This is a genomic window from Vibrio sp. CCUG 15886, assembly GCF_028570825.1.
Classification (GTDB): domain Bacteria; phylum Pseudomonadota; class Gammaproteobacteria; order Enterobacterales; family Vibrionaceae; genus Vibrio; species Vibrio vulnificus_B.
Genome location: NZ_JAQQBT010000023.1, coordinates 1 through 25,024, shown reverse-complemented (window position 1 = coordinate 25,024; position 25,024 = coordinate 1). Strand labels below are relative to the sequence as shown.

The following is a 25,024-nucleotide window of genomic DNA, read 5'->3' as shown; positions in this document are numbered from 1 at the left end:
TCGAAATGAGAGCAACTGGCCATTAACGTGATGCGGAAGCAACCGTAAAGTGAGGATTCACCGCGGTCAACTTCTTAATCAAGTAATTCAATAGCACGCCATACATAGGGACAAACAGACCCAAGCTGATCACCAGTTTAAAGCCATAATCCACCAGCGCAATTTCCGTCCAGTGTTCCGCCATAAACGCGTCTGGGCTTTGATAAAACGCGATAGCAAAGAACGCCAACGTATCCAACGCATTACCAAATAGCGTCGAGCAAGTCGGTGCGACCCACCACTGTTTCATCTGGCGTAGACGGTTGAAGACGTGCACATCGAGGATCTGCCCTAGCAAATACGCCATAAAGCTGGCGATCGCGATGCGTGCAACAAATAAGTTGAACTCACCCAGATGAGCAAAGCCTTGGAACTGCCCTTCAAAGAACAATACCGATAACGCGTAAGAGACAACCAACGCTGGCATCATCACTAAGAATATGATTTTACGTGCCAACTTGGCACCAAAAATGCGGACGGTGAGATCGGTCGCAAGAAAGATAAATGGAAAGGTGAAAGCGCCCCAAGTGGTATGAAAACCAAAAATGGTAAACGGTAGCTGAACAAGGTAATTGCTCGAAGCGATGATGACCAGATGGAACAGGGTCAAATAGATAAGGGCGTTGCGCTGCTGCGCAGGGGTAAAGTTACTCATGCGATACCTTTTTAGTTTGGTTTGGGGGCGAGGGAACCCAAATCGAGTCTTCTCCAACAGGAAAACCACTCTTACCAACAATGTAAAATGAAAATGTTTCCGTTCATCGTTTTGCCGATGAAGCGGCGGGCGATTATACATTAATCAATATCGAGTACAAGCAGTGAGCGGCACGCAAACGATTGAACAGCATTTCGCCGCTAGCCGAGCCAAAATGCATCGATAAAAAAGGGATGTTTCATGTGAAACATCCCTTTGAAAATGAAAGATTTCGCACCTAAAAACCTTTGGCAAAAAGTTGGGCTAAGTAGTCCATTACCTCTCGGCTATCATCCACAGTTAATGACTCAAACCACACCGCCTCACTGTAATGTTCCGCTTTCAGGAACAGATGTGTCTCTTCAAAATCGACCAACCAGCTGTGCACGTCGCCATCCCACTGTTTTTCCACCACTTGAGCAGACAACAGTTTGAGAAGCCGCTCAGCCAGCGCGGGAAAGGTATCAAGATTAAAGCGTGGCGTGCGAATCAACAATCGACCTTCTTGCGCCATGTACTCCGTTAAACCAAATTCCTTGTTGTTCTCATCCATAATGAGTGATGTGCTCCTGAATCAAATCTAAAAACGGATCCGCGTATTTTTCTAGTTTGCGCTGCCCGACGCCGCTCACCGCGAGCATTTCACCATATGAGGTCGGCAATATTTCAGCCATGTCGATCAGCGTGGCATCACTGAACACCACATACGGTGGGATCTCTTCCTCATCGGCAATCGATTTGCGTAGCTTACGCAATTTGGCGAACAGCTTTTTGTCGTAATGTTTGTTCGATAGCTTATCTGCTTTGGCACTGCGCGCGGCAGTATCCAAACGTGGCACCGCCAGCTCCAACGTCATATCACCACGCAGCAATGGCCTTGCTTCTTCGGTTAACTGTAAAGTCGAATTGCGGGTGATGTTTTGAAACAGCAGCCCTTTATGGATCAGTTGGCGAAAAATGCTCACCCAATAGTCATGGCTGTGATCGCGCCCTAAACCGTAAGTCGAAATCTTATCGTGGCCATGTTCCCGGATACGAATGTTTTGCATCCCGCGCAACACTTCCACCACGTAGCCCATACCAAAACTCTGATTAACGCGATAAACACACGACAACGCTTTGCGTGCTTCTTCCGTCGCATCAAAATGCTTCGGCGGATCTAAGCAAATATCGCAATTGCCGCAAGGCTTCTCGCGGTATTCACCGAAATAGTTCAGCAGCACTTGGCGGCGACAGGTTTGCGCCTCAGCAAAGGCACTCATGGCATTGAGCTTATGACTTTCCACTTGTTTTTGCGGACCGTCGTCTTTCTCATCCAACATGCGGCGCAACCAAGTGATGTCTGCCGGATCGTAGAGCATCATTGCTTCGGCGGGCAGGCCATCACGCCCTGCTCGACCCGTCTCTTGATAGTACGATTCGATATTGCGTGGAATATCGAAATGCACCACAAAGCGCACATTGGGTTTGTTGATCCCCATACCAAAGGCCACTGTCGCCACCACAATCTGGATATCATCCCGCTGAAACGCTTCTTGCACATAAGCGCGCTCATCCGCGCCCATTCCCGCGTGATAACCCGCTGCTCGAATATGGTTATTGCACAGTTTCTCGGTCAGCATTTCGACTTTCTTACGGCTACCACAATAAATAATGCCGCAATTCCCTTTTTGGCTTTCCAAATAGCGAATCACTTGAGAGACCGGCTTGTGCTTCTCCACTAGGTCATAGCGAATGTTGGGGCGATCAAAACTGCCGAGATACACGTGAGGCTCATTAAGATGCAAGCGACTTAAAATGTCTTTGCGCGTCGCGTCGTCTGCCGTGGCCGTTAACGCCATAAACGGCACGTGAGGAAAATGATGCTTCAATTGCCCTAACGCGGCGTACTCGGGGCGGAAATCGTGTCCCCACTGAGAGATACAGTGCGCTTCATCGACAGCAATCATCGCCAAGGGCAAATTTTCCAGCCGCTCAATAAAGTCACGCATCAACACCCGCTCTGGTGAAACGTACACCAATTTGAGCTGTCCCGCGTGCATGCGGTTGTAGACGCTGAGTAAAGCGTCACGTGATAAGGTCGAATTGACACATTCTGCCGCCACACCGTTGGCTTTAAGTTGGTCAACCTGATCTTTCATCAGCGAAATCAAAGGGGAGATCACTAAAGTAATGCCCGAACGCACCAGAGCAGGAATTTGATAGCACAGCGATTTACCGCCACCGGTGGGCATGACCACCAAACTGTCTTTTCCCTCAACAGCCGCCTCGATCACCGACAGCTGCCCCTCACGGAAGGTCTGATAGCCAAACACCTGTGATAAGACGCTTTGGGGCGTCATCGAGGCATCGGAAGGGTCGGCAAGCAGCGTGGAAGTCATGAACAGTCTCAGTATTGGTCTTGATGGTGGTCTCGAAAGCACTCAATATTGCGAAATGCCCAAGATAATGAGGGCACATTGTAATGGCGTTTGATGGTGAATTAAACCGCAAAATACTAGGTGATTCCGGACCTCGCTCTTATACTGACCCATCCTTGATAACTAAGTTGGCTATCGTTCAATGACCGCAGAAGAACAACAAAAAGCACGCCAAGGGGTGTTACTCGCCTTAGGTGCTTATACCATGTGGGGCATCGCGCCCATCTATTTTAAGTCGCTCGCGGTGGTCTCTCCACTCGAGATACTCAGCCATCGCGTGGTGTGGTCTTTTTTCTTGCTCGCCGCCCTGCTCCATTTTGGCCGTCATTGGCGCACCGTGCGCGACGTTTTAACCAGCAAGAGCAAAATGCTCTATCTGGTCACGACCGCCATTTTAGTCGGCGCTAACTGGTTAATTTTTATTTGGGCGGTCAATGCCAACCACATGCTCGATGCCAGTCTTGGCTATTACATCAACCCACTGATCAATGTGTTGCTCGGCATGCTGTTTCTTGGCGAGCGATTACGTAAGTTGCAGTGGTTTGCGGTCACCTTAGCGGCTTGTGGCGTGCTGGTGCAGCTTATCGTCTTTGGTTCGGTACCAATCGTCGCGATTGCCCTCGCCTTTAGCTTTGGCTTCTACGGTTTGCTGCGTAAAAAAGTCAGCGTCGATGCCCAAACCGGACTGTTCATTGAAACCTTGGTGATGCTGCCAGCCGCAGCGATTTACCTGTTGTTTATTGCCGACACCCCCACCTCTAATATGTTGGTCAACCCTAGCCAGCTCAATCTTCTGCTCATTGCTGCAGGCGTGGTTACGACGCTGCCTTTGCTCTGCTTTACTGGCGCCGCAACTCGACTCAAGTTGTCCACCTTAGGCTTTTTCCAATACATAGGCCCAAGTTTGATGTTCTTACTGGCCGTGTTGATTTACGGTGAAGCCTTCACCAGTGACAAAGCGCTCACCTTCGCCTTTATCTGGGGGGCACTCGTGGTATTTAGTTTCGATGGCTTACGCTATCGCCGCAATAGCCGAAAAACCGCACTCAGCCACTGATCGTTTTTTACAAGACAAATGCCATTGAGCTCGCTAAGCTTGGTCACAAACTGACCAAGCTTTTTTGTACTCTATGGAGCAGATCCACTACATCCCAACACAAGATGACAAGCTCAGCCTGATTGATGCGAAGTATCAGAAGTTTGCCTTTTCACGGCACTATCATCTGGATTTCCATATCGGGCTGATTACTCATGGCGAACAGCAGTTCCATTCACAGGGTTGTCATCATCACGTTGGTCATGGGCAGATTGTCATCATGCCTCCTGACGAGCTGCACGATGGCCATTCCAAACAACAAGAAGGCTATCAGGTGAATGTCTTTGCGATCGAACCTCATCTGTTAAGCGATCTCGCCGATCTTAAGCAAAATGGTCAAATTATCAGCTTTAATCAGTTGATCATCTCCGATCCTGTGGTTTTTTCACAACTTCGTAACCTGCATGCTTGGTTGCGCAGCAAAAACATCAGTCAACTCGCCCAAGATTGTTTGCCATTTGAAGGATTTAGCACCCTTTTTGATCGCTATGGATCCACTTGCCGCCAAAAAGCCGTACCGCTGGGTCAGCAATCGCAGGCGACACTCAAAGAGTTTCTACTGGCGAATCTCGATCAACCTGTGCGCTTAGAAACACTGGCACAACTCTGCCAACTTTCCCCCACTCAATTTCAGCGCCAGTTCAAAGCGAGGATGGGCATGACACCCTATGCGTGGCTGAGCCGCTTACGTTTAGAACAAGCGATGAAGCTGCTCCAAGCGGGCCAATCCGGCACTGAGGTGGCCTACCAAATTGGCTACTACGATCAAGCACATTTCAGCAAAGCCTTCAAACAGACCTACGGTATTACCCCCTCGCAAATTGTACGTTAGTGCTGCCTGTGTCAGTTTTTTACAAGCGCAAAGTCGCACAACCCGAGACAATCTACACTCGATTTTGATGATGCACGAGAAACACTCATGAACGAACTGACGATTTTACTGACGCTGGCAAGCGTCCACTTTATTGCTTTGATGAGTCCCGGCCCAGACGTGGCACTGGTCGTGCAAAACGCAAGCCGCTATGGCCGCCAAACGGGCCTTTTTATTGCCCTCGGTTTGTCTGTTGGCATTTTGCTGCATTCTCTATTAAGCCTGACGGGCGTGAGTTACTTGGTCCACCAGCAACCGATGTTGTATGCCTTATTGCAACTGCTGGGTGGCAGCTATTTGCTCTATTTGGGTATTGGCGCGTTGCGTTCCGTATTACGTCATTGGCGTCAGCCATCGGTGAATCCCACCGCCACTCAACGGCAGGACGATCCGAACACGAAACGCCAAGCTTTTCTCAAAGGCTTTGCCACCAACATTCTCAATCCCAAGGCGTTAGTGTTTTTTGTCAGCCTGCTATCGAGCTTAATCCCAGCAACCATGTCGCTCTCAGGCAAGGCCACAGCGGTGATGATTTTATTTGCGTTGTCATTTCTTTGGTTTGCCAGCTTAGCGTGGGCGCTCTCTGGTCGCCGAATGCAACAGCATTTACACAAAGCGAGTGTCTATATTGATGGCATTTGCGGCGTTTTATTCTGCTTAATTGGCGCAGGCATCCTCTACAACACGGTGATTCATCAAGTCATCAGCCAAGTTGCATAGCCTTTTGCTCGTTGCCGTGTAAGAGATCTCTCACAAACAAGTAAGCCAATGTCGTTTTTTATGTAAGACACTGGAGTAAAAATAACACTAACCTTATGATTTAATTTAATATGCATGCTTTTTAGCCATGTTATGCATGTAGAAATGTGCGCTGGATCCGTTGTTGGTGCTGGGGAAAAAGTTACTATGAATACGTCGGAAGGATGCTGACACGGAACAGGAAATGACTACGGATTAGGTCATCTTCAGGAAGAAGATACGGTTATTCAGGATGAATAGTCGGCATGGAAAGCAAATTGGACATTGAACGGACGCAATAGTAGCTAGGATGGTTACTACTAAGGAAGGCAATGGACACCTCTGGATGAGGCAAGGACTGAACATCAGGAAGATGTCAGGGACACCGCTCAGGGAACAAGTGATGTGAGCCAACGAGGATTGTTGGTAGACCAGGATAGGTCAAGGACACCGCTAGGAAGGCGACGAAAGGATTAAGCTGACGGATTCAGCATACTATCAAGGATTTGATGCAGGGAGCACTTTAGTAGCTGGATTGCTGCAAGTAAGACCATAACCCCGAAGGGCGTAAGCCCTCGGGGTTTTTCTTTGCTTGCTATTTGTTCCCGCTCACTGAGACATAAAAAACGGCGCCTTCAGCGCCGTTTGCAGATAGATTGGGGATCGATAAACCATCACAGTTTTTCCAACCTCGCGTAAGCGGTCACCAACCACTTAATGCCTTCCCCATTAAAGGCCACTTGAACGCGACTTTGTGGCCCACTGCCTTCAAAGTTGATGATCGTCCCTTCACCAAACTTCGGGTGACGCACACGAGAGCCGAGCGAAAAGCCCGTTTCATTGAAGCTCTCTTTGACCACAGTTTGGCTAAAGCGACCACTGCTGGCAGGACGGCTGACTTGCGCTTTCATGCGCACTTCGTCCAAGCAGCTTTCCGGCAGCTCTCGGATAAAACGTGATGGTTTATGGTATTTGTCTTGCCCATACAAACGACGCATTTCAGCGTAGGTAATATAGAGCTTCTGCATTGCTCGAGTCATGCCCACGTAGCACAAACGGCGCTCTTCTTCTAAGCGGCCCGCTTCTTCGGCAGACATCTGGCTCGGGAACATGCCTTCTTCCACGCCCACCATAAACACCAATGGGAACTCCAATCCTTTGGCGCTGTGTAAGGTCATCAGTTGTACCGCGTCTTCGAAATCGTCCGCTTGACCTTCACCCGCTTCCAAAGCGGCATGGGTTAAGAAAGCAGTGAGCAAACTCATCTCTTCGGCTTCTTCCGGTTTTTCAAACTGACGTGTCGCCGTGACCAGCTCTTCCAAGTTCTCAATGCGAGCCTTGGACTTCTCGCCTTTCTCTTGCTCATACATGGTGTACAAGCCTGAGGATTTGATCACATGGTCGGTTTGAATGTGCAGTGGCATTTCAAAGCTGTCGTCTTCCAGCGCCGTGATCAGCTCGATAAAGCGACTTAACGCACCAGCAGCACGCCCCGTTAACACTTTCTCTTCGATCAAAGCGATACTGGCTTCCCACAAGGTGCAGCCACGATCGCGCGCGGCAAAACGCACCGTTTCCAACGTTTTGTCCCCTAAGCCACGCGTTGGGGTATTGACCACACGTTCAAAGGCCGCGTCGTCATTGCGGTTGGCGATGAGGCGCAGATAGCTCAATGCATCTTTGATCTCTTGGCGCTCGAAGAATCGCATCCCGCCGTAAATGCGATAAGGCAAACCCGCTTGAATCAACGCTTCTTCCAGTACACGCGACTGGGCGTTATTGCGATAAAGCATCGCTGCGTCGTTCAACACGCCGCCTTTGTCTTGCCACTCTTTGATTTTGTTCACCGCAAAACGCGCTTCATCCAATTCGTTGTAAGCGGAGTAAATCGAGATCGGTTCACCTTCGACGCCATCGGTCCACAGCTCTTTACCCATACGCTCGGTATTGTTGGCAATCAAGGCGTTTGAGGCTTCTAGGATGGTTTTGGTCGAACGGTAGTTTTGCTCGAGGCGAATGGTGTTGACGCTCGGAAACTCAAGAGTGAACTTTTCAATGTTTTCCACTTTCGCGCCACGCCAACCGTAAATCGACTGGTCATCATCGCCGACGATCATCACATGGCACTCAGGCCCTGCCATCATTCGCAGCCAAGCGTATTGAATGTTGTTGGTATCTTGGAACTCGTCCACCAAGATGTGTTTAAAGCGCGCTTGATAGTGTTCGCGGATAAATTTGTTTTCACGCAGTAGCTCATGCGCACGCAGCAAGATCTCCGCAAAGTCGACCAAGCCTGCGCGATCACACGCTTCTTGATAGGCGGTGTACAACTGTAGGTAGGTTTTGGTCACGGGATCGTGGTAGGCATCGATGTGCGCAGGGCGTAATCCTTCGTCTTTTTTGCCATTGATCCACCAAGCGACTTGGCGCGCTGGCCACTGTTTGTCATCCAGGTTTTGTGCTTTGATCAGTCGCTTAAGCAAACGTTGTTGGTCGTCGCTATCAATAATTTGGAAATCTTCCGGCAGCTTGGCATCCAGATAGTGCGCTCTGAGAATGCGGTGGCAAATACCGTGGAAGGTGCCATTCCACATGCCCGACGCACTGCCCATCATCAACTCTTCGATTCGACCGCGCATCTCCGCCGCCGCCTTATTGGTAAAGGTCACAGACATAATAGAAAACGGCGAAGCCTGCTCGACTGACATTAGCCAAGCAATGCGATGCACAAGAACGCGCGTTTTACCACTGCCTGCGCCTGCCAACACCAGCAAGTTTTCCAAAGGTGCGGCCACAGCCTCACGCTGTTTGTCGTTCAAGCCATCGAGAAGAAGTGAAGGATCGATCATGATAAGAAGCTACTGGTTATTTATACAGAGACAAGGATTATAACCTAAACCGTGCTCGCTTTTCAGGCTAAATTGCAATTTAAGAAAAAGGCATCAACCCATTACAAATCATAGAGATAGTTACAGGCGCGATGAATTTATAAAAAATAATCGCCATTTTTTTGAAAGTTTTTCCCGCAACTTGCTGTCCTTTTAACCAAGCAAGTGAATCCACTCGGAAGCACGAGCTCAATAAGTAAAGGAAAATCAGTCTGAGGAAAGAACCATGAAAAAATCAAATCTTGCTGTTACTGCTGTTGTTACCGGTTTAATCGCAATGGGTGGCACTATGCTGACTGCGGCACCTGCAATGGCGGCAGAAAAAGAGAAATGCTACGGCGTGGCTAAAGCGGGCAAAAATGACTGCGCCACCAAAACCAGCTCTTGCGCTGGTACGGCAAAAGAAGACAACCAAAAAGACGCTTTCGTGGTTGTTCCTAAAGGCTTATGCGGCAAATTGGCCGGTGGTAATACACAATCTTCTTAAACCCCTTATTGAGGTGAACACCACCGCAAAACAGCAGGAGCACAGAGGCTCAACCGTGCTCCTCCTTTCTCACCTCATGTCACACCGTCCGCAAATTTTGCCGTAGGGAGTCTAACGATGTCGAACACTGAGTTTCATCCCCATATTGGTGTTGGGCTTAGACTGCCCCATCATGATCATTTTCATCACCATCGACCTGCGTTGTCTTGGTTGGAGATCCACAGCGAAAATTACTTCCAACCCAATTCTTTCCACCGCCAGCAACTCAACCAAATGGCGGAGCATTACCAAATCAGTTGCCACGGGATTGGTTTGTCACTCGGCTCTGTGGCTGGGGTTAATCCACAACATTTATTACGCTTAAAACAGTTGGTTGATGACTTACAACCTTTTTTGGTTTCGGATCATCTCAGCTGGAGCGAAAACGGTGGCCACTACTTTAATGATTTGCTGCCTTTGCCCTACACAGAGGAAGCACTCGAGGTTTTTTGCCGTAACGTACTGCATGTGCAAGACGCACTAAAACGGCCAATCTTGATTGAGAACCCTTCCAGCTATCTCAAGTATCAACATTCCACCATCAGTGAATGGCAGTTTTTGACTGAGGTGCAGCGTCGTACCGATTGCCGCTTATTGCTCGATCTGAACAATGTCTATGTTTCTGCGTTTAACCATGGTTTTGATTGCCAAACCTACCTTGAGGCGATACCAGCAGCGTGCGTTGACGAAATTCACCTTGCCGGCTTCACCATCAAACCATTAGAGCAAGGCGAGATCTGGATTGATACCCATAGCCAGCCAGTGTCCGCCGAAGTTTGGCAATTGTATCAGCAGTGGATTGCCCAGCACGGTAGCCGACACACCTTGATTGAGTGGGATTTGGATTTGCCCCCCGTCGATGTGCTGCTCAACGAAGCAAAAAAAGCCGACACTCTGTTGCGAGCGTCTCTGCTTCATACCAACCCAATGCCCCCTTCATTAGCGTTAGGTTAACAGGAGGTCAAATGCAACTCGCCGAATTTCAACACCAGTTTCGCCAAGCACTACATTATCAAGCCAGTGCTGAGTCCTGCGGCATTGTCAGTGACCAATTCAGTGCCGAACAGCGGATACAAATTTACCGCAATAACTTTGTCATGAGTCTCAATGAAGTGTTAGCACTTACTTACCCCAAGACCTTAGCGTTGTTGGGAGAAGAATGCTTCGAGCAAATGGCGCGCCAACACGTACTCTCTGTGCCATTACACACTGGGGATGTGTCGCAATACGGGCGGGGATTTGCCAAGACGTTAGAGCGTTTCCCCAATGTGAGCCAAGCGGTACCCTACTGTGTTGAGTTTGCGCGCTTGGAAGATCAGCTCGATGAAAGCCAACAGCAACAAAATGAGTTCCAGATGCCGCAATACTGGCAACCCCTAGAGCAACTTTCACAACTCGAACCAGCACAGCATCAGGCGTTGGTGCTGCACCTTTTTCCCGGTTGCACGGCTTTTCGTTCCCCCTACGCCGTTTTTTCACTCTTTACGGCGATTGAAACACAGCAATTCGATCAACTTGAGATTGCGCAAAGCGAGCAAGGGATATTGCTCTGCCATCAAGCAACACCGCCGCGCTGCATAACGATGACGCCCGCACAATACGAGTTGGTCTGTTTGCTTGAACAACCACTTCCCCTCGCACAGATACCCGCACCTTTGCTTGCTGAACTGGCTTTTCTGTTCGAACTGGGTATTTTCGCGGGTTTTTCTCTCGCACCACAAGGAGGCTCCGATGCGTGAATGGCTGAATCGTTATGACACTACCGTTACCCACTTACAATCTTGGGCGGTGCCCGGAGTATTACTATTTTGTCGCCTTTGGGTGGCGTGGGTTTTCTTCAATGCTGGATTAAGCAAAATCGCCTCATGGGATAGCACTCTCTATCTGTTCGAGTTGGAATATCAGGTGCCTATTTTACCCTGGGAGTTGGCCGCTTATCTCGCCACGGCGGCCGAGCTTAGCTTACCGATCTTACTCGCCCTCGGCGTGTTCACCCGCATCACCAGCCTAGTGCTATTTGCCTTTAACGCGATGGCCGTGATCTCCTACCCGCTTTTGTGGGAGAAAGGGTTTTACGATCATCAACTATGGGGGTTGATGCTGCTGATGACGTTTCTTTGGGGCGCGGGGCGAATTTCGCTCGATCACTGTTTTCGCCAAGAAATAGAGAAACGCTAGAAAGAAAAATCCCCGCTCAAATTGGCGGGGATTCTTTTATTTGTTCTGTAGATAAGCAAGCAGCTCGTCAGCGGAAATACCTTGCTCGGCAAGCTCTTTCGCCATGGATTCAACCTGCTCTCCTTTCCGAGAATTGATAACCTGCTGAAACTGATAAACGATATCTCTGAGAACATGCAGTGGCACCTGTTTTGCTGCACTGCGAATACGCTCTTCACTTTGATTGCCCAGTTCAACGAGCAACTTGCCGAACATAATTTTCTCTGGTGACTCTTCCATTTGTTCAAGGATTCGAGCCATTTCATATGTGGTTAACGACATTACCTATCAATTCCGTTAAGTGTCGAATGGTGGAGTGAGCGACAAATATACACGGCTTCGCCATACAGTAAAACTCTAAATTGGCGTTACCTGGTTAAGCCACCACACCTTTGCTATGCCACTGGCGGCCCAATTTTGAAAACAGAATCACCAATGCCGGAACCAGCAGCCACATTTGAATCGCAATCATCAGTTGAGGTTCTAACGCAAAACGCTGCATGGTGCCCACTAACAGACCCGCGCCACTCATTTGGAATAAGCCCAGTAGTGCGGCGGCCGTACCCGCTTTATCGCCAAATGGCTCTAACGCTTTACCTGCGGCGGCACCAAGAATCCAAGCAAAGCCGACGGATGACAGGAAGATAGGCAACATAAAGGCAAATGGCGTCGCGGTTTCTGCCATCACCAACATGACAACGCCAGCAATCGCCAGAGTCACCACGCCCACCACCAGTGTATTGTGGGTACCCCATTTATCCATGAACTTAGGTGCCAGCATACAAGCCGCGATATTGATCGCCGCGTTGATACCAAACCAGAAAGTAAATTGGTTCATGGTTAGGCCAAGCCCTTCCATCAACACCACAGGTGCCGAAGTCACGTAAGCAAGGATCACCGCCATCGCCAGCAAACACAGCGTGGCATGGAAAACAAATGAAGGGGTACTCAACACGGCCCAGTAGCGGCTAAGTTTAAACACCGCTTGTTTTTCCGTTGCCGGGTTGGTCTCGCGCATGTTAAACAGCATCAGCGTGCCAACGACAACGGCAAAGCCCGCCATAAAACTGAAATTAGCGCGCCAGCCAAACTGCTGGGTTAGCCAGCTACCCAGAATGGGGGCAAGCGCAGGAATGAAACAAATGGCCCCGTTAAGATAGCTGATCATTTTGCCACTCTTCTCTGGGCCGAAAATATCGCGAACTGTCGCAAAGGCTGCTACCGATGTCGCACACGCACCTAAGCCTTGTAGCAGACGGGATACCAACAACCATTCAATATTCTGCGCGCTCCACGCCAATAAAGCGCTCAGTGCATAGATGGTGATACCGCCCAATGCAACAGTTCGACGTCCGAGTTTATCTGCTAACGGACCGGCAAACAGTTGACCGACGCCCATCGCAAATAGGAACCAAGTAATCGTGTCTTGTGCTAATGCGTGTTCAACCGAAAAGGTATTGGAAATAAGTGGCAACGCGGGAAGATAAATATCAATTGCCAACGGGCTGAACAACACAAGCAAGGTTAACAACGCCATTTGTAATTTACTGGTTTGGCTCTGACCTGACACAAAACACTCCAAATTGAACAAGAACTTTGATGAGAGTTTAACCGCCTCGTGATATGAACGGAAATGATGTATATTCATCGCTGATATTCTTATTGGGAAATTCAGAATGAACATCGAAAAACTCTCCCGCCTCGACCTTAATCTTCTGGTCTGCTTGAAAGTGCTGTTCGAGGAACTCAATGTGACTCGCACTGCGCATCGACTTTGTTTAAGTCAATCAGCGGTGAGTAAAGCGCTGGCAAAACTGCGCCAACAGTTCGATGATCCCTTATTCGTTCGACATTCACACGGGCTTACTCCGACAGCGCGAGCGCTGTTTCTCAAACCGAAACTGGATCTGTTGATCAACCAGTTAGAGCACCTTACTTTGCCGGAAGAGTTTCACCCCGAAAGCAGCGAATACCGCTTTCGTATTGCCGCTGTGGAAAGTGTGTATCCCCTGATCTTGCCGCACTTTCTGCCATCGATTTTCCAGCAAGCGCCTAACGTCACCATCAGCACTCATTCATGGTCAGAACAGACCTTCAAAATGTTGCAGCGCGGTGAACTGGATTTGGGCATGACAGGCAAAGACATCGACATCAACGATGCCAAGCTCACCATGCTGCCGCCGTTTGATATTTGTGAGCAGGAAATTTATCGCGACAATCAGATGTGCGTAGTGCGAAAAAACCACCCAGCGCTGCAGCAGCCTTGGCATTTGGAAAACTACTTATCGCTGCGCCACGTGCAAGTACGTTGTGACGGCAATGAACGCTGGCTGTTAGATTATCGCCTCGCAGATATTGGCCGTGAGCGCGATATCGCCATCACCGTACCCGACTTCAATAGCGCCGCGAACCTCTGTTCCTACACCGACTTTGTCTTCACCGCACCCAGCCACTTTGTCTTGCTGGCCGCCAAACAACTCGATTTACAGGTGCTGCCTTTGCCGATCGAATTTCCACCGATGGCATACACTCTGTTTTGGCACAAAGACAGAGAAAATGACCCAGCCTTGAGTTGGCTACGCAACATGATCACACAGAAAACCCTGCATCTTAGGTAAAAATTTCGCCAATTGATTGCGCTGTTGGGCTAAAATGAGTAGCTTAACCGCCGATAGTCCTCCGGGCTCATCTATGGTCTGTGGTCCTTACATGGAAGATAAGGAGCAGCTCCCAACCTGAGCAAACGGAGCAAAAAGAACAAAGGAATCGTACAGATGCACAAATCAACTCACGAGCGTGTTGTTGCCATTCGCACTTGGTTGCAGCAGCACAATATCGACGCCCTACTCGTCCCACACGAAGACGAATACCTAGGTGAATATGTTCCCGACCATAACGAGCGCTTACACTGGCTAACTGGCTTTACCGGTTCTGCCGGCGCTGCCGTTATCACCCAAGAAAAAGCTGCCATGTTTGTTGATGGTCGCTACACCGTTCAGGTGACCAAACAAGTTCCTGCCGATTTGTTTGAGTATCGCCATTTGATTGAAGAGCCAGCTCTTGAATGGTTGCAAGAAAACCTCGCTCGTGGTGCATCGGTGGCCATTGACCCACGCATGCACAGCGCCGCCTGGCTAAACATGGCACAAGCGAAATTAGCGGGTGTGCTTGAGCTTACCATTCTCGACAGCAATCCGATTGATGAGTTGTGGCATGATCGCCCACAACCTGTGGTTTCTGACGTTCGACTGATGTCGACAGAGGCCGTCGGCCAAAGCTCTGCCGATAAACGCGCAAACATCGCACAGCTGATCACAAAGCAAGGCGTTGATAGCGCCGTTATCACCGCGCTGGATTCTATTTGCTGGTTGCTCAACGTACGCGGTTTGGACGTCTCTCGCTTACCTGTATTACTGTCACACGCGATTCTGCATGCAGATGGCCAAGTGGAGTTCTTCCTCGATCCTGCTCGCTTACCTGAAGGGTTTGATGCTCATGTTGGTCAAGGGGTGCAGGTTTTCCATCCTGAGACGCTGCAAGCTCGCCTTGAAAGCTTGACGGGCAAAAAAGTCCTGCTTGATGCCAGCACCAGTAACGCATGGGTTAAACTGGTTCTGCAAAACGCAGGCGCCGTCGTTGTCCCGGGTGCAGATCCTTGTTTGATGCCGAAAGCCGCCAAAAATGCGGTTGAAATTTCTGGCATGAAAGCATGTCACCTGCGCGATGGTGCTGCGATGGTCAAATTCCTAAGTTGGCTTGACGCACAAGTGGCACAAGGTATTTTGCACGATGAAGCAACTTTGGCCGACAAACTGGAAGCCATTCGCCGCCAAGATCCCACTCTGAAGGATTTGAGTTTCGATACCATTTCGGCAGCCGGCAGCAACGCTGCAATGTGTCACTACAATCATCAAAACCAGCCTCAACCCGGCCAACTCAGCATGGATACGCTCTACTTAGTTGACTCTGGCGGCCAATATCTTGATGGCACCACCGACATCACTCGTACGGTTGCTATCGGCCAACCTTCAGCAGAAATGATCAAGCAGTTTACTTTGGCTCTGAAAGGCCATATTGGTGTGGCTCGCGCTCGTTTCCCGAAAGGCACTCGTGGCTATCAAATTGATACCCTAGCTCGTCAACACCTATGGGCGGAAGGCTATGACTATGATCATGGTACTGGTCACGGTGTGGGCCACTTCCTGAGCGTGCATGAAGGACCAGCCAGCATTTCAAAACGTCAAATCGACGTACCCCTTGTCGAAGGGATGGTGCTCTCTAACGAACCGGGTTACTACCGCGCGGATGCGTTTGGTATTCGTATCGAAAACTTGGAACTGGTGGTTGAGAAGCAAACACAAGGTGACTTCCCTATCTTGACCTTTGAATCTCTGACTCGCTGTCCAATCGACAAACGTAACATCAATGTCGATATGCTCACGCGTCCTGAACTCGCTTGGCTAAATGACTACCACCAAAAAGTGTGGGATGACATTAGCCCATTGGTTGAAGGTGACGCACAAGTTTGGCTACGTGAAGCGACGCTACCACTCAGCCACTGATAAGCAATAGACACTGCCATTTGCAAACAATAGAAAAAGGGTTAAGGCAAAATGCCTTAACCCTTTTTGTTTCACGTGAAACACATCCATATGCCACTTTCACCCTTTGCTGACATTATCGAACCGCGCTCAGACTCGCTCGATAGAGACTGAGTTGCCTAAGATAAGATTAGCTGTTTTGGTTAAGAGAACCGAGCCCCAGAATAGGCAGCATGCCAATCACGCCATACGGGATCGAACCCTTTACTCCGAATCATCTGCTCCACTTCCGCCGCACTCCTTTCATCACTGATCTCAAACTGTTCGAGTTCTACATCAGGCATCGCATAACCGCCCGGCTGAGTTTTCGATGCCGCTGACATCGACGTGATACCCAGTGGTAGAACGTTATCACGAAACAGCGCTGACTCGCGTGTAGACAACGACAGCTCGACTTCTGGATTAAACAAACGATAGGCACAAATCAGTTGAACCAGCTGTTTATCACTCATTACCGATTTAGGCTGCAACGCCCCTGCGCAAGGACGCAAGCGAGGAAATGAAATTGAATAGCGTGTCTGCCAATAGGTACGTTCCAAATAGTCCAGATGCGCAGCAACGTAGAAGCAGTCCGTACGCCACTCCTCCAAGCCGATCAGTGCACCAATGCCAATTTTATCGATCCCCGCTCGCGCCAAACGGTCAGGCGTTTCGAGACGATAGTTGAAATTGGTTTTGTTGCCACGCAAGTGATGTTGTGCGTAAGTCGCAGGGTGATACGTTTCCTGATAAACCATCACAGCGTCCAAACCCAAAAGCTTCAACTCTTGATAATGCTCTTGGCTAAGCGGCTGCACTTCCATCGCTAGATAGTTAAAAGCGCGTTTGATTTGCGGCAGCACTTGGCGGAAATAATTCATACCAACCTTGCCTTCATGCTCACCCGTCACCAGCAAAACGCTGTCAAACTTCATTGCCTTAATCGCCGCCATTTCTGCATCGATTTCTTGCACCGTGAGTGTGCGGCGCTTTAGGCGATTCTCCATCGAGAAGCCACAATACGTACACGCATTGGCACAGAGATTGGAAAGATACAGTGGTATATAGAGCGATAACGTATTCCCAAAACGTTTACGGGTTAACGCATAGGAACGCTGCGCCATCGTTTCTAGATAATGCTCCGCGGCTGGCGAAATCAGCGCTTTAAAGTCTTCTAAATCGAGTTTGTTTTTACTCAGCGCTCGCTCGACATCGAGCGCGGTTTTGGCGTAGATCGATAATCTAATATCGTCCCAATTGAGCTGATTAAAATGTTCGACGAAACTCATGGTGTTGCTCCGGTCAACAGACGGCACTTTCTTTTGCTAAGAAAGGCACTCATCGAGAAAAGAGGTCAATGGGCTGGATGCCACCGCATGCGACACTTTGCCAGCAAGCCCCGACTCATACGCCAAGCGCCCTGCCTCCACTGCCAATTTGAACGCACGGGCCATCGCGATGGGATCGCGCGCAGCAGCAATCGCGGTGTTCACCAACACCGCATCGGCACCCAGCTCCATCGCATAGGCAGCATGAGACGGTGCGCCAATCCCTGCATCCACCACAACAGGAACCTTCGCTTGGTCGATGATGATTTGTAAGAAGTCTTGCGAAACCAAGCCTTTGTTTGAGCCAATTGGCGCCCCCAAGGGCATGACGGCAGAGCAACCCACTTCTTCCAATCGCTTACACAACACTGGGTCTGCATGGCAATAAGGCAATACCACAAAGCCGTCTTTGACTAGCTGCTCTGCTGCCGCCAATGTTTCAATCGGATCGGGCATCAGGTATTTCGGATCGGGATGAATTTCCAATTTCAGCCAATTAGTGCCCAATGCTTCACGCGCTAAATGCGCGGCAAAAATGGCGTCTTTGGCGTTTTTGGCACCAGAGGTATTAGGTAGCAAATTAACACCCGCTGACAACAGTGGTGACAAGATGTCATCTTGCTGATTGTGGATATCCACCCTTTTCAGCGCCATAGTGGCGAGCTGTGAACCTGATTGTTCGATGGCTTGTGACATCAATTGGCTGTTGGCAAATTTACCGGTGCCCGTGAACAAGCGAGAATGAAATTGTTTGTCTGCGATTTTGAGCATGTGCTTATCCTCCAGCAATCGCCTGAAATAGTGAGATAGCATCACCACGACTGAGCGTTTTGGTTTGCCATTCGCTGTGTGGGACAACTTGATTATTGATTGCAAACACACAACCCAAGTTAGGTAGTGAGAGATGCTCAATAATGGATGCCAAAGTCGCATTGGTTGGCACCTCGTAGCTTTCGCCGTTGATGCTAATTGCTATGGTGTTCATTGCTTGATTCCTGTTTCTGAACCTGACAAACGCGGCAACTTGGATCTTTCACTACCGCCAATTGCTGCCAACTTAACCTGAGCCCATCAAACAGATGCAACTGATGGCATGTGGTTTGAAACGCGCCCGTTGCCAGCTTTTGAATCGTTGCGATTGCCTGATAATTTCCCATTAGCCCCACGACAGGGCCGATCACCCCAGCATCACTGCACTTGGTCTGCATGGCATTTTCTGCAAATGGAAATAGGCAGTGGTAGCACGGAGGGTTTACTGAACTCGTTACCGACGAGGTATCTTGCTGGGATTGGATTGAGTGGTATGAGCTAAAATCAAACGCAATGAATTGCCCTTTCCAGCCAATTGCCGAGGCCGACACTAATGGGGTACGTTGATTCAGGCAGGCTTGGTTGATCAGTTGGCGCGATGGAAAGTTGTCCGTACAATCGAGCACAATGTCCGCCAACATCACTTCCAAGTTGAGACGTTGCTCATCCAAACGTTGGCTAATGGTGCGAACGCGCAATTCTGCATTGAGCTGCTTCAACTGCTCTGCGAGTGCATCCACTTTGGGGCTGGCGAGATGTTGCTGACGAAAGGCAATTTGACGCTGCAAGTTACTCTCTTCAACCACATCATCGTCAACCAACACTAAATGGCCAACGCCCGCAGCAGCCAAATAAAGCGCCGCTGCGTTACCCAGACCACCGCAACCGACGATCAGCACATGTGCTTGAAGTAAGTTGGCTTGCCCCAACTCACCGATTTCCGTCAATGCAATTTGTCTTTGATAACGAGTAAAGAGCCGATCAACCAACATGATTGGCCTCACTTGTTGGCTCAAGACTATGAGTCGATGCTGAGTCTAAATGCACCTGTGTTGTGTTAGGTGTCATGACTTGCTTGAAGTACTCTATTACCGCTTTCACATCTTTCGCCAAGGTAATCGCTCTTACTACCGCTAATGAAGAGACACCACATTGCCATACTGTCGCCGCATTGCTTTGATCAATACCACCAATGGCTACCGTGGGAACGCCGCTGATGGACTCATCATAAGGCATGGTATCAATCAATTGCTGATAGAGTTTTAATCTCACTAGCCCTTGCGGTAATGAAGGCATTTGTTTAGTGGTGGTCGGGAAAATGTGCCCCAATGCGATGTAACTTGGCTGGAGTTGAACAATGCGTAACAGCTCATAATAACCATGCGTAGATAACCCTAACGCAATGCCTGCATTCGTCAGGGCGGCTAAATCAGCCACCTGCAAATCTTCCTGCCCTAGATGTACGCCGTAGGCTTGATGCTGAATCGCTAACTGCCAGTAGTCGTTGATATAGACTTGCGCGCCATAGTCACGACCTAGCTGGATCGCACGCACTATCTGTTGCTCCAAATCGACTTGGTTTGGATCTTTAATCCGCAATTGGACCGTTTTAATCCCCAAAGGCAATAACTTCTCAATCCAACTGACATCATCAACCACCGGATAGAGCCCTAACTGTTGAGCGATAACCCGCGGAAACGCTTTTGTTAGCCCTTCTAGATTGTGGCTTGGTAAGATGCCGAGCTCATCCAAATGCAACACTGGTGTAGGAAACAAAGCAAAATCCGACACCCATGTTTCACGTGAAACATTCAACATCGCACGCGCCAAAGTAAGGCAATCTTCGATTGGGAAATCAAGAGCACTGAGCGTGACCACCCATGCCAAATGTCGATAAATCGATTCTACGCTCTCGTTTTGAGAGTGGTTTTGTCGTGATAAAAATCGTAGTGCGCGAGTTTCATCGGCTAAAGGATGTTGCCAAACATCAAACGCCTCACCTTGCTCCCCTTCCAAATTGATCAACAGCGTCTTGGCCTTGCACTCTGAGCCCAAATAACTGGATACATCTGTGAGAGCAAGCGAATGATGGTAGTGAAGCGCAAAGTCATGCGCTCCGAGATGACGACTATCGTTATGGATAAGATCCGTCTCGAACACGACTGTTTTAGATGAAGAAATCAGTTGCAGTGTACGAGTTGGGCTGACACCCAACTCTATATGGTCAATGACAAAACCTTGCTGCTTTGCCAAGAGCAAACACTGCTGAATTTCTCCCGTCAGCTCAATAATGGCAGAAGGAATCAGCAGTCTCATACTTAACCCTCTGCCACTTCTTCGTGACTCACTGCAGGGTGATACAACTCCGAACCTGATGCTTTGAATTCCGCGGACTTTTGCTTCATTCCTTCCAATGGGTCATCCAACAGCTTCACTTCTATCGCCTGTCCTGCCTCACCTTGTTGCCCTTTAGCGTACTCACGAACCTCTTGCGAAATCTTCATCGAGCAGAATTTTGGACCACACATCGAACAAAAGTGTGCGACCTTGCCTGATTCCTGAGGTAAGGTTTCATCGTGGAATGCACGCGCCGTATCGGGGTCAAGAGAGAGATTGAACTGATCTTGCCAGCGGAACTCAAAGCGTGCTTTTGACAAGGCATTGTCACGTACTTGTGCACCAGGATGCCCTTTAGCTAAATCCGCCGCGTGTGCAGCCAGTTTGTAGGTTATCAAGCCGGTTTTCACGTCTTCTTTATTAGGTAGACCTAAGTGTTCTTTTGGCGTTACGTAGCAAAGCATGGCACAGCCATACCAACCAATCATCGCGGCACCAATCCCAGAAGTAATGTGGTCATAGCCAGGGGCAATGTCGGTGGTCAGTGGACCCAAGGTATAGAATGGAGCCTCATGACAATGCTTGAGCTGCTCGTCCATGTTCTCTTTAATCATGTGCATCGGTACATGCCCAGGACCTTCAATAATCACTTGGACATCGTACTCCCACGCGATTTTGGTCAGTTCACCCAATGTTCTGAGCTCAGCAAACTGCGCTTCATCATTGGCATCGGCAATCGAGCCAGGACGCAAACCATCGCCTAATGAGAGCGCCACATCGTACTTCGCACAAATCTCACAAATCTCGCGGAAATGGGTATAGAGGAAACTCTCTTGATGATGTGCCAAACACCACTTAGCGATGATCGAACCTCCACGCGAGACAATGCCCGTCACGCGTTTCGCCGTCATTGGGATATAGCGCAGCAGCAAACCTGCATGAATCGTGAAGTAATCCACCCCCTGCTCAGCCTGCTCGATCAACGTATCACGCATCACTTCCCACGTTAGGTTCTCAGCAACGCCATTGACCTTCTCTAGTGCTTGATACATAGGCACGGTTCCAATCGGTACTGGGCTGTTGCGTAGAATCCATTCGCGAGTTTCATGAATGTTTCTCCCCGTCGACAGATCCATCACCGTATCACCGCCCCAACGAGTCGACCATACCAACTTCTCGACTTCTTCTTCAATCGACGAGGTCACCGATGAGTTACCAATGTTGGCGTTAACTTTCACAAGGAAGTTGCGGCCGATGATCATCGGCTCAGATTCTGGGTGATTAATGTTGGAAGGAATGATCGCGCGACCTTCCGCCACTTCACGACGCACAAATTCAGGGGTAATTTCCTTAGGTAGATTCGCACCAAAGCTTTGCCCTGCATGCTGCTGAGTCAAAACTTCATCTTGATATTTGGCGCGCCCCATGTTCTCGCGCAAAGCGATGTATTCCATCTCCGGGGTGATGATTCCCTTACGCGCATAATGCAACTGAGTGACACAATACCCAGCTTTGGCGCGACGGATGCGAGGCAGATTGCCATATCTCAACTCGTCCAGCGTTTCATCTTCTAAGCGCTCTTTCGTGTAGACCGAGCTGACATCATCAAGCACTTCGGTATCAGCACGCTCTGCAATCCACTCTTCTCTTAACTTAGGAAGGCCATTATAGAGATCGATTTGATGGGTCGGATCAGTGTAGACACCCGAAGTGTCATACACTCTTACCGCTTCGTTTGGCTGAAAGATCGGTGCCTCTTTGGTCCCGCCAACTAAGCTGTCTGCCAAGGAGATTTCGCGCATTGGCACTCTAATGTCTGAGCGAGAGCCCTCGACATACACTTTGGTGGAATTGGGATACGGCTGCACAGAGAGTGTATCGATGAATTGTTTAGCTTCCAGTCTCGCTTGCTTGCGATTCGACATAGCATTTTTCCTTTCTTGTTATGCTGGATAAAAAGGTTTTGGACAAAAATGCTTGGCGGAAAGTTGTGACAAGAGGCGTTGAACACACAATTTAGAGTTTCAATTTGTGGATTCAAGCTTTGATAAGACACCAGTTCGCACTGGTACAAGTATCTTCTCTTGTTCCCTTCGCAGGTTCTAACCTGATCAGGTTCAACGGATCCCGAATAAACGGTCTCAGCCCTAAGGCACTCCGACAAGTGAAGCGATTATATGAAATCGGCTTGGTTAAACCAAGCCGACCTGTTTAAAATTTAACTCAATTTCGCCCATTGCTTCACGATTTAAGTAATTGGAAGCCTACCCAAGCAGCAGTGATACTCAAGGTCACGTTTAACACTACGTTTAAGCCCATTTTGAAAAATGCGCCTTGCTGCATCAGCAATACGTTATCCATCGAGAATGTCGAGAACGTTGTTAGTGCACCCAAAAAGCCCAAACCGATTATTTGTCGCCATGGCTCTGTCGCCAACAACTCACTCTCAAAGGCGGCAATTAAGAGACCCATAATAAAAGAACCGACCACGTTTACGGTTAACGTGCCATAAGGAAAACCTCTGCCTAATAGCACAACACAGAGCTCTGACACTAAGTAACGAGAACAAGCGCCAAATGCGCCGCCCAAAGCGATGAAACCCAATATCGCAAATTGACTCATAGCAACCTCACAAATCTAATGGCCACATTGTAGCCACATCCACACAGAGATCGAGTACAAAAAACAATAATTTCATTTAGCCACAATGTATCTGTAAATCGCCAAGATTTAAAAAGTTACAGGAGTCACTTTACTTCAATGTATCCCATTAATCCGGTTTTCATATGTTCAATCACGTGGCAGTGATACATCCAGCGACCGGGGTTGTCCGCAACAAACGCCGCTTTGGCACTGCCATTCTTACCCAGCAAAACAGTATCCGTATGAAACGGTTCTGCGAGCGTCTGGCCATTTAATTCCAATACGGTAAATGTGTGCCCATGCAAATGAATGGGGTGATGGTATTGCGTCACGTTCTTAAGATTAAATATGTAGGTCCGCCCTCGTTCTAACGTCGCTAACGGTGCTGGAATTGAATCTTGGCTCATCCCCTCCCAAGCGCGTTTATTCACCAACCAAAACGTCGGCAGAGCTTGGCCAGATTTATCCATCGGAGTAACAGCACCTTCCCACTCGAAGACAAAATCAATTTGTTCAGCCGTATCTAAATCTAACGGCGCAATAGGGTTGAGCGGCAATGTTGGCAATGTTGGCAATATATTCTGGTTTAATAGGTCCGATTCAACCGATTCGAATGCACAAAGAGGAAACGGAAACTTCCCTTTCATTTGTCGCACATAGAAACGCTCTCCAACACCTGGAGCAATTAACCCGACATCAACCCTCATTCCAGGCCCAATCTTGTGCTCAGAGAGCTTATAAGGGGTTTTTATTGGGTTTCCATCTATTGCTATAACCCATGCGTCCACACCTTCAATAGCGATAGGATAAGTGATGGTATTGTCCACATTTGCGATTCTAAGTCTCGTCATCGCATTCGCTTTCAACGGATAGCTGGGCTCATGGACGCCATTCACAGTTCCCCACTCACCGGGAGTTCCCATACGGGCACTTAAGCGTGGGACCAATAACGATTTCCACTCACCTTTCTCATTGAGATGCCAATGCTTAAGCATTAGAGCATGGTCTTCATCAAAAGAAACTGGCTCTGCTTCATCAACAATGATTAACCCAACTAGCCCCATACCTAGCTGCTTGACACTGTTCATATGCGGGTGATACCAAAATGTCCCTGCGTCAGGTGGAGTAAAGCGATAGGTAAAGCTCTCCCCTGGCATAACGGGTTTTTGACTCAAAAAGGGAACACCATCCATCTCAATAGGTACACGCAAACCATGCCAATGGATTGTCGTTGGCTCGTTGAGTTTGTTGGTGAAGTGAATGATCACTTCTTCTCCTTGTCGACAACGAATCGTAGGGGCAGGGATAGCACCATTAAAGGCGAGCACATCCGTAGCAAAACCAGGCACCACCTCAGCAGTAGCCGGTTCTGCAGTCATCTCATAGACAAACCGCCCATGATGAAGCGATGTTCTACGCGAAAGTGAACACGCAGGGAGAAGCGTTAATGCGGAAAACGCTAATGAAGTTTGAAGAAAGCGGCGGCGAGAAATATCCATATGTGGCCTACTGATTTGATTGACTGGCCTAAGTGTAACTAAATATTAATAATCATTCTCAACAATCTACCAAAGTAATGCTAAAGACTAGTTGATATGCTGACAGATGAGTCAAAACGCAAATGTATTATACCAACCTAACTAAAAATATGATCTAATTGAGGCTGTTACTTCTTCGTGATAAATGACGCTATGGACAGTCTCAATAACATTGATTTCAAAAAACTTGCTAGCCAACAAAAATCTATTCAAATGAAGATACGATTGCTCGCATTGGCCCATTTTAAAGATGGTCACTCTCGAACCCAAATTGCTAAGTTCCTTAAGGTAAGCAGAAC

Annotated in this window: 23 protein-coding genes and 1 riboswitch; of the genes, 9 read left to right on the top strand and 14 right to left on the bottom strand. The window is 48.8% G+C overall.

Going from position 1 to position 25,024, the window contains the following annotated elements; all coding sequences use genetic code 11:
* Positions 1-22: 22 nt before the first annotated feature.
* The 3 genes from PQQ36_RS21065 to recQ form a co-directional block, all read right to left on the bottom strand.
* Positions 23-694, bottom strand: coding sequence for a 7-cyano-7-deazaguanine/7-aminomethyl-7-deazaguanine transporter (locus PQQ36_RS21065; protein ID WP_130193092.1), 672 nt, complete (start codon positions 692-694; stop codon positions 23-25).
* A 277-nt stretch (positions 695-971) separates the two neighbouring features.
* Positions 972-1,286 (bottom strand): DUF3630 family protein, encoded by a 315-nt coding sequence (locus PQQ36_RS21060; protein WP_011151399.1) that lies wholly within the window; start codon positions 1,284-1,286, stop codon positions 972-974.
* Positions 1,279-3,114: an ATP-dependent DNA helicase RecQ gene (gene recQ, locus PQQ36_RS21055; RefSeq protein WP_039554979.1), complete on the bottom strand. Its 1,836-nt coding sequence runs from the start codon at positions 3,112-3,114 to the stop codon at positions 1,279-1,281. Before recQ ends, PQQ36_RS21060 begins: the two co-directional genes overlap by 8 nt.
* 181 nt (positions 3,115-3,295) lie before the next feature.
* On the opposite strand from recQ, the gene rarD reads away from it, so the two are divergent.
* From rarD to PQQ36_RS21040, 3 genes are all read left to right on the top strand, one after another.
* Complete coding sequence (gene rarD, locus PQQ36_RS21050; RefSeq protein ID WP_039554980.1) at positions 3,296-4,210, top strand: EamA family transporter RarD; 915 nt, start codon at positions 3,296-3,298, stop codon at positions 4,208-4,210.
* A 73-nt stretch (positions 4,211-4,283) separates the two neighbouring features.
* Positions 4,284-5,081, top strand: a complete 798-nt coding sequence (locus PQQ36_RS21045; protein WP_273662510.1) for an AraC family transcriptional regulator — start codon at positions 4,284-4,286, stop codon at positions 5,079-5,081.
* A gap of 87 nt (positions 5,082-5,168) precedes the next feature.
* Positions 5,169-5,840: a LysE family translocator gene (locus PQQ36_RS21040; protein ID WP_273662509.1), complete on the top strand. Its 672-nt coding sequence runs from the start codon at positions 5,169-5,171 to the stop codon at positions 5,838-5,840.
* A gap of 692 nt (positions 5,841-6,532) precedes the next feature.
* Here the strand turns inward: PQQ36_RS21040 and uvrD are convergent.
* Positions 6,533-8,707, bottom strand: coding sequence for a DNA helicase II (uvrD, locus tag PQQ36_RS21035; RefSeq protein ID WP_011078996.1), 2,175 nt, complete (start codon positions 8,705-8,707; stop codon positions 6,533-6,535).
* A 265-nt stretch (positions 8,708-8,972) separates the two neighbouring features.
* On the opposite strand from uvrD, the gene PQQ36_RS21030 reads away from it, so the two are divergent.
* The 4 genes from PQQ36_RS21030 to PQQ36_RS21015 all read left to right on the top strand — a co-directional run bounded on the left by PQQ36_RS21030 (position 8,973) and on the right by PQQ36_RS21015 (position 11,450).
* Positions 8,973-9,233 (top strand): BufA1 family periplasmic bufferin-type metallophore, encoded by a 261-nt coding sequence (locus PQQ36_RS21030; RefSeq protein ID WP_011078997.1) that lies wholly within the window; start codon positions 8,973-8,975, stop codon positions 9,231-9,233.
* Between the two features lie 117 nt (positions 9,234-9,350).
* The gene (bufB, locus tag PQQ36_RS21025; protein WP_225471014.1) at positions 9,351-10,226 is read left to right on the top strand and encodes an MNIO family bufferin maturase; all 876 of its coding nucleotides are present in this window, start codon (positions 9,351-9,353) and stop codon (positions 10,224-10,226) included.
* An 11-nt stretch (positions 10,227-10,237) separates the two neighbouring features.
* The gene (locus PQQ36_RS21020; protein ID WP_225471015.1) at positions 10,238-11,011 is read left to right on the top strand and encodes an HvfC/BufC N-terminal domain-containing protein; all 774 of its coding nucleotides are present in this window, start codon (positions 10,238-10,240) and stop codon (positions 11,009-11,011) included.
* The gene (locus tag PQQ36_RS21015; RefSeq protein ID WP_013572613.1) at positions 11,004-11,450 is read left to right on the top strand and encodes a DoxX family protein; all 447 of its coding nucleotides are present in this window, start codon (positions 11,004-11,006) and stop codon (positions 11,448-11,450) included. Before PQQ36_RS21020 ends, PQQ36_RS21015 begins: the two co-directional genes overlap by 8 nt.
* 36 nt (positions 11,451-11,486) lie before the next feature.
* On the opposite strand, the gene tsrA is transcribed toward PQQ36_RS21015, so the two are convergent.
* Positions 11,487-11,771 (bottom strand): H-NS-like global regulator TsrA, encoded by a 285-nt coding sequence (gene tsrA, locus PQQ36_RS21010; protein ID WP_011079001.1) that lies wholly within the window; start codon positions 11,769-11,771, stop codon positions 11,487-11,489.
* A gap of 94 nt (positions 11,772-11,865) precedes the next feature.
* Complete coding sequence (locus PQQ36_RS21005) at positions 11,866-13,026, bottom strand: multidrug effflux MFS transporter (protein WP_045623530.1); 1,161 nt, start codon at positions 13,024-13,026, stop codon at positions 11,866-11,868.
* 139 nt (positions 13,027-13,165) lie between these two features.
* Here PQQ36_RS21005 and PQQ36_RS21000 point away from each other — a divergent pair, with 139 nt between their 5' ends.
* Positions 13,166-14,107: a LysR family transcriptional regulator gene (locus PQQ36_RS21000; protein WP_011079003.1), complete on the top strand. Its 942-nt coding sequence runs from the start codon at positions 13,166-13,168 to the stop codon at positions 14,105-14,107.
* A gap of 156 nt (positions 14,108-14,263) precedes the next feature.
* A complete protein-coding gene (locus PQQ36_RS20995; RefSeq protein WP_225459196.1) occupies positions 14,264-16,051 on the top strand; it encodes an aminopeptidase P family protein in 1,788 nt (595 codons plus the stop codon).
* A gap of 182 nt (positions 16,052-16,233) precedes the next feature.
* Here PQQ36_RS20995 and thiH read toward each other — a convergent pair whose 3' ends face one another.
* The 8 genes from thiH to PQQ36_RS20955 form a co-directional block, all read right to left on the bottom strand.
* Positions 16,234-17,358 (bottom strand): 2-iminoacetate synthase ThiH, encoded by a 1,125-nt coding sequence (gene thiH / locus PQQ36_RS20990; RefSeq protein ID WP_225471016.1) that lies wholly within the window; start codon positions 17,356-17,358, stop codon positions 16,234-16,236.
* Positions 17,359-17,394: 36 nt separating this feature from the next.
* Positions 17,395-18,168: a thiazole synthase gene (locus PQQ36_RS20985; protein WP_225459194.1), complete on the bottom strand. Its 774-nt coding sequence runs from the start codon at positions 18,166-18,168 to the stop codon at positions 17,395-17,397.
* A 4-nt stretch (positions 18,169-18,172) separates the two neighbouring features.
* Positions 18,173-18,382 carry a sulfur carrier protein ThiS gene (gene thiS / locus PQQ36_RS20980; RefSeq protein WP_011079007.1) on the bottom strand — a complete coding sequence of 70 codons (210 nt, stop codon included), beginning with the start codon at positions 18,380-18,382 and terminating at the stop codon, positions 18,173-18,175.
* Positions 18,363-19,199 carry a HesA/MoeB/ThiF family protein gene (locus PQQ36_RS20975; protein ID WP_225471017.1) on the bottom strand — a complete coding sequence of 279 codons (837 nt, stop codon included), beginning with the start codon at positions 19,197-19,199 and terminating at the stop codon, positions 18,363-18,365. The genes thiS and PQQ36_RS20975 overlap by 20 nt, the downstream gene beginning before the upstream one ends.
* On the bottom strand, positions 19,189-20,523 hold the full coding sequence (locus tag PQQ36_RS20970; RefSeq protein WP_225471018.1) for a thiamine phosphate synthase: 1,335 nt from the start codon (positions 20,521-20,523) through the stop codon (positions 19,189-19,191). Before PQQ36_RS20970 ends, PQQ36_RS20975 begins: the two co-directional genes overlap by 11 nt.
* Before the next feature lie 2 nt (positions 20,524-20,525).
* Positions 20,526-22,469, bottom strand: a complete 1,944-nt coding sequence (thiC, locus tag PQQ36_RS20965) for a phosphomethylpyrimidine synthase ThiC (protein WP_011079010.1) — start codon at positions 22,467-22,469, stop codon at positions 20,526-20,528.
* A gap of 146 nt (positions 22,470-22,615) precedes the next feature.
* Positions 22,616-22,714, bottom strand: a riboswitch (TPP riboswitch).
* Positions 22,715-22,785: 71 nt separating this feature from the next.
* On the bottom strand, positions 22,786-23,166 hold the full coding sequence (gene crcB, locus PQQ36_RS20960) for a fluoride efflux transporter CrcB (RefSeq protein WP_011079011.1): 381 nt from the start codon (positions 23,164-23,166) through the stop codon (positions 22,786-22,788).
* 125 nt (positions 23,167-23,291) lie between these two features.
* Positions 23,292-24,686 (bottom strand): multicopper oxidase family protein, encoded by a 1,395-nt coding sequence (locus PQQ36_RS20955; protein WP_225471019.1) that lies wholly within the window; start codon positions 24,684-24,686, stop codon positions 23,292-23,294.
* Positions 24,687-25,024: the final 338 nt, after the last annotated feature.

Bases quoted from the DNA above. Each gene is read 5' to 3' on its own strand.
- PQQ36_RS21065 (WP_130193092.1), bottom strand. From the start codon at position 694: ATGAGTAACTTTACCCCTGCGCAGCAGCGCAACGCCCTTATCTATTTG.
- PQQ36_RS21060 (WP_011151399.1), bottom strand. From the start codon at position 1,286: ATGGATGAGAACAACAAGGAATTTGGTTTAACGGAGTACATGGCGCAA.
- recQ (WP_039554979.1), bottom strand. From the start codon at position 3,114: ATGACTTCCACGCTGCTTGCCGACCCTTCCGATGCCTCGATGACGCCC.
- rarD (WP_039554980.1), top strand. From the start codon at position 3,296: ATGACCGCAGAAGAACAACAAAAAGCACGCCAAGGGGTGTTACTCGCC.
- PQQ36_RS21045 (WP_273662510.1), top strand. From the start codon at position 4,284: ATGGAGCAGATCCACTACATCCCAACACAAGATGACAAGCTCAGCCTG.
- PQQ36_RS21040 (WP_273662509.1), top strand. From the start codon at position 5,169: ATGAACGAACTGACGATTTTACTGACGCTGGCAAGCGTCCACTTTATT.
- uvrD (WP_011078996.1), bottom strand. From the start codon at position 8,707: ATGATCGATCCTTCACTTCTTCTCGATGGCTTGAACGACAAACAGCGT.
- PQQ36_RS21030 (WP_011078997.1), top strand. From the start codon at position 8,973: ATGAAAAAATCAAATCTTGCTGTTACTGCTGTTGTTACCGGTTTAATC.
- bufB (WP_225471014.1), top strand. From the start codon at position 9,351: ATGTCGAACACTGAGTTTCATCCCCATATTGGTGTTGGGCTTAGACTG.
- PQQ36_RS21020 (WP_225471015.1), top strand. From the start codon at position 10,238: ATGCAACTCGCCGAATTTCAACACCAGTTTCGCCAAGCACTACATTAT.
- PQQ36_RS21015 (WP_013572613.1), top strand. From the start codon at position 11,004: ATGCGTGAATGGCTGAATCGTTATGACACTACCGTTACCCACTTACAA.
- tsrA (WP_011079001.1), bottom strand. From the start codon at position 11,771: ATGTCGTTAACCACATATGAAATGGCTCGAATCCTTGAACAAATGGAA.
- PQQ36_RS21005 (WP_045623530.1), bottom strand. From the start codon at position 13,026: ATGGCGTTGTTAACCTTGCTTGTGTTGTTCAGCCCGTTGGCAATTGAT.
- PQQ36_RS21000 (WP_011079003.1), top strand. From the start codon at position 13,166: ATGAACATCGAAAAACTCTCCCGCCTCGACCTTAATCTTCTGGTCTGC.
- PQQ36_RS20995 (WP_225459196.1), top strand. From the start codon at position 14,264: ATGCACAAATCAACTCACGAGCGTGTTGTTGCCATTCGCACTTGGTTG.
- thiH (WP_225471016.1), bottom strand. From the start codon at position 17,358: ATGAGTTTCGTCGAACATTTTAATCAGCTCAATTGGGACGATATTAGA.
- PQQ36_RS20985 (WP_225459194.1), bottom strand. From the start codon at position 18,168: ATGCTCAAAATCGCAGACAAACAATTTCATTCTCGCTTGTTCACGGGC.
- thiS (WP_011079007.1), bottom strand. From the start codon at position 18,382: ATGAACACCATAGCAATTAGCATCAACGGCGAAAGCTACGAGGTGCCA.
- PQQ36_RS20975 (WP_225471017.1), bottom strand. From the start codon at position 19,199: ATGTTGGTTGATCGGCTCTTTACTCGTTATCAAAGACAAATTGCATTG.
- PQQ36_RS20970 (WP_225471018.1), bottom strand. From the start codon at position 20,523: ATGAGACTGCTGATTCCTTCTGCCATTATTGAGCTGACGGGAGAAATT.
- thiC (WP_011079010.1), bottom strand. From the start codon at position 22,469: ATGTCGAATCGCAAGCAAGCGAGACTGGAAGCTAAACAATTCATCGAT.
- crcB (WP_011079011.1), bottom strand. From the start codon at position 23,166: ATGAGTCAATTTGCGATATTGGGTTTCATCGCTTTGGGCGGCGCATTT.
- PQQ36_RS20955 (WP_225471019.1), bottom strand. From the start codon at position 24,686: ATGGATATTTCTCGCCGCCGCTTTCTTCAAACTTCATTAGCGTTTTCC.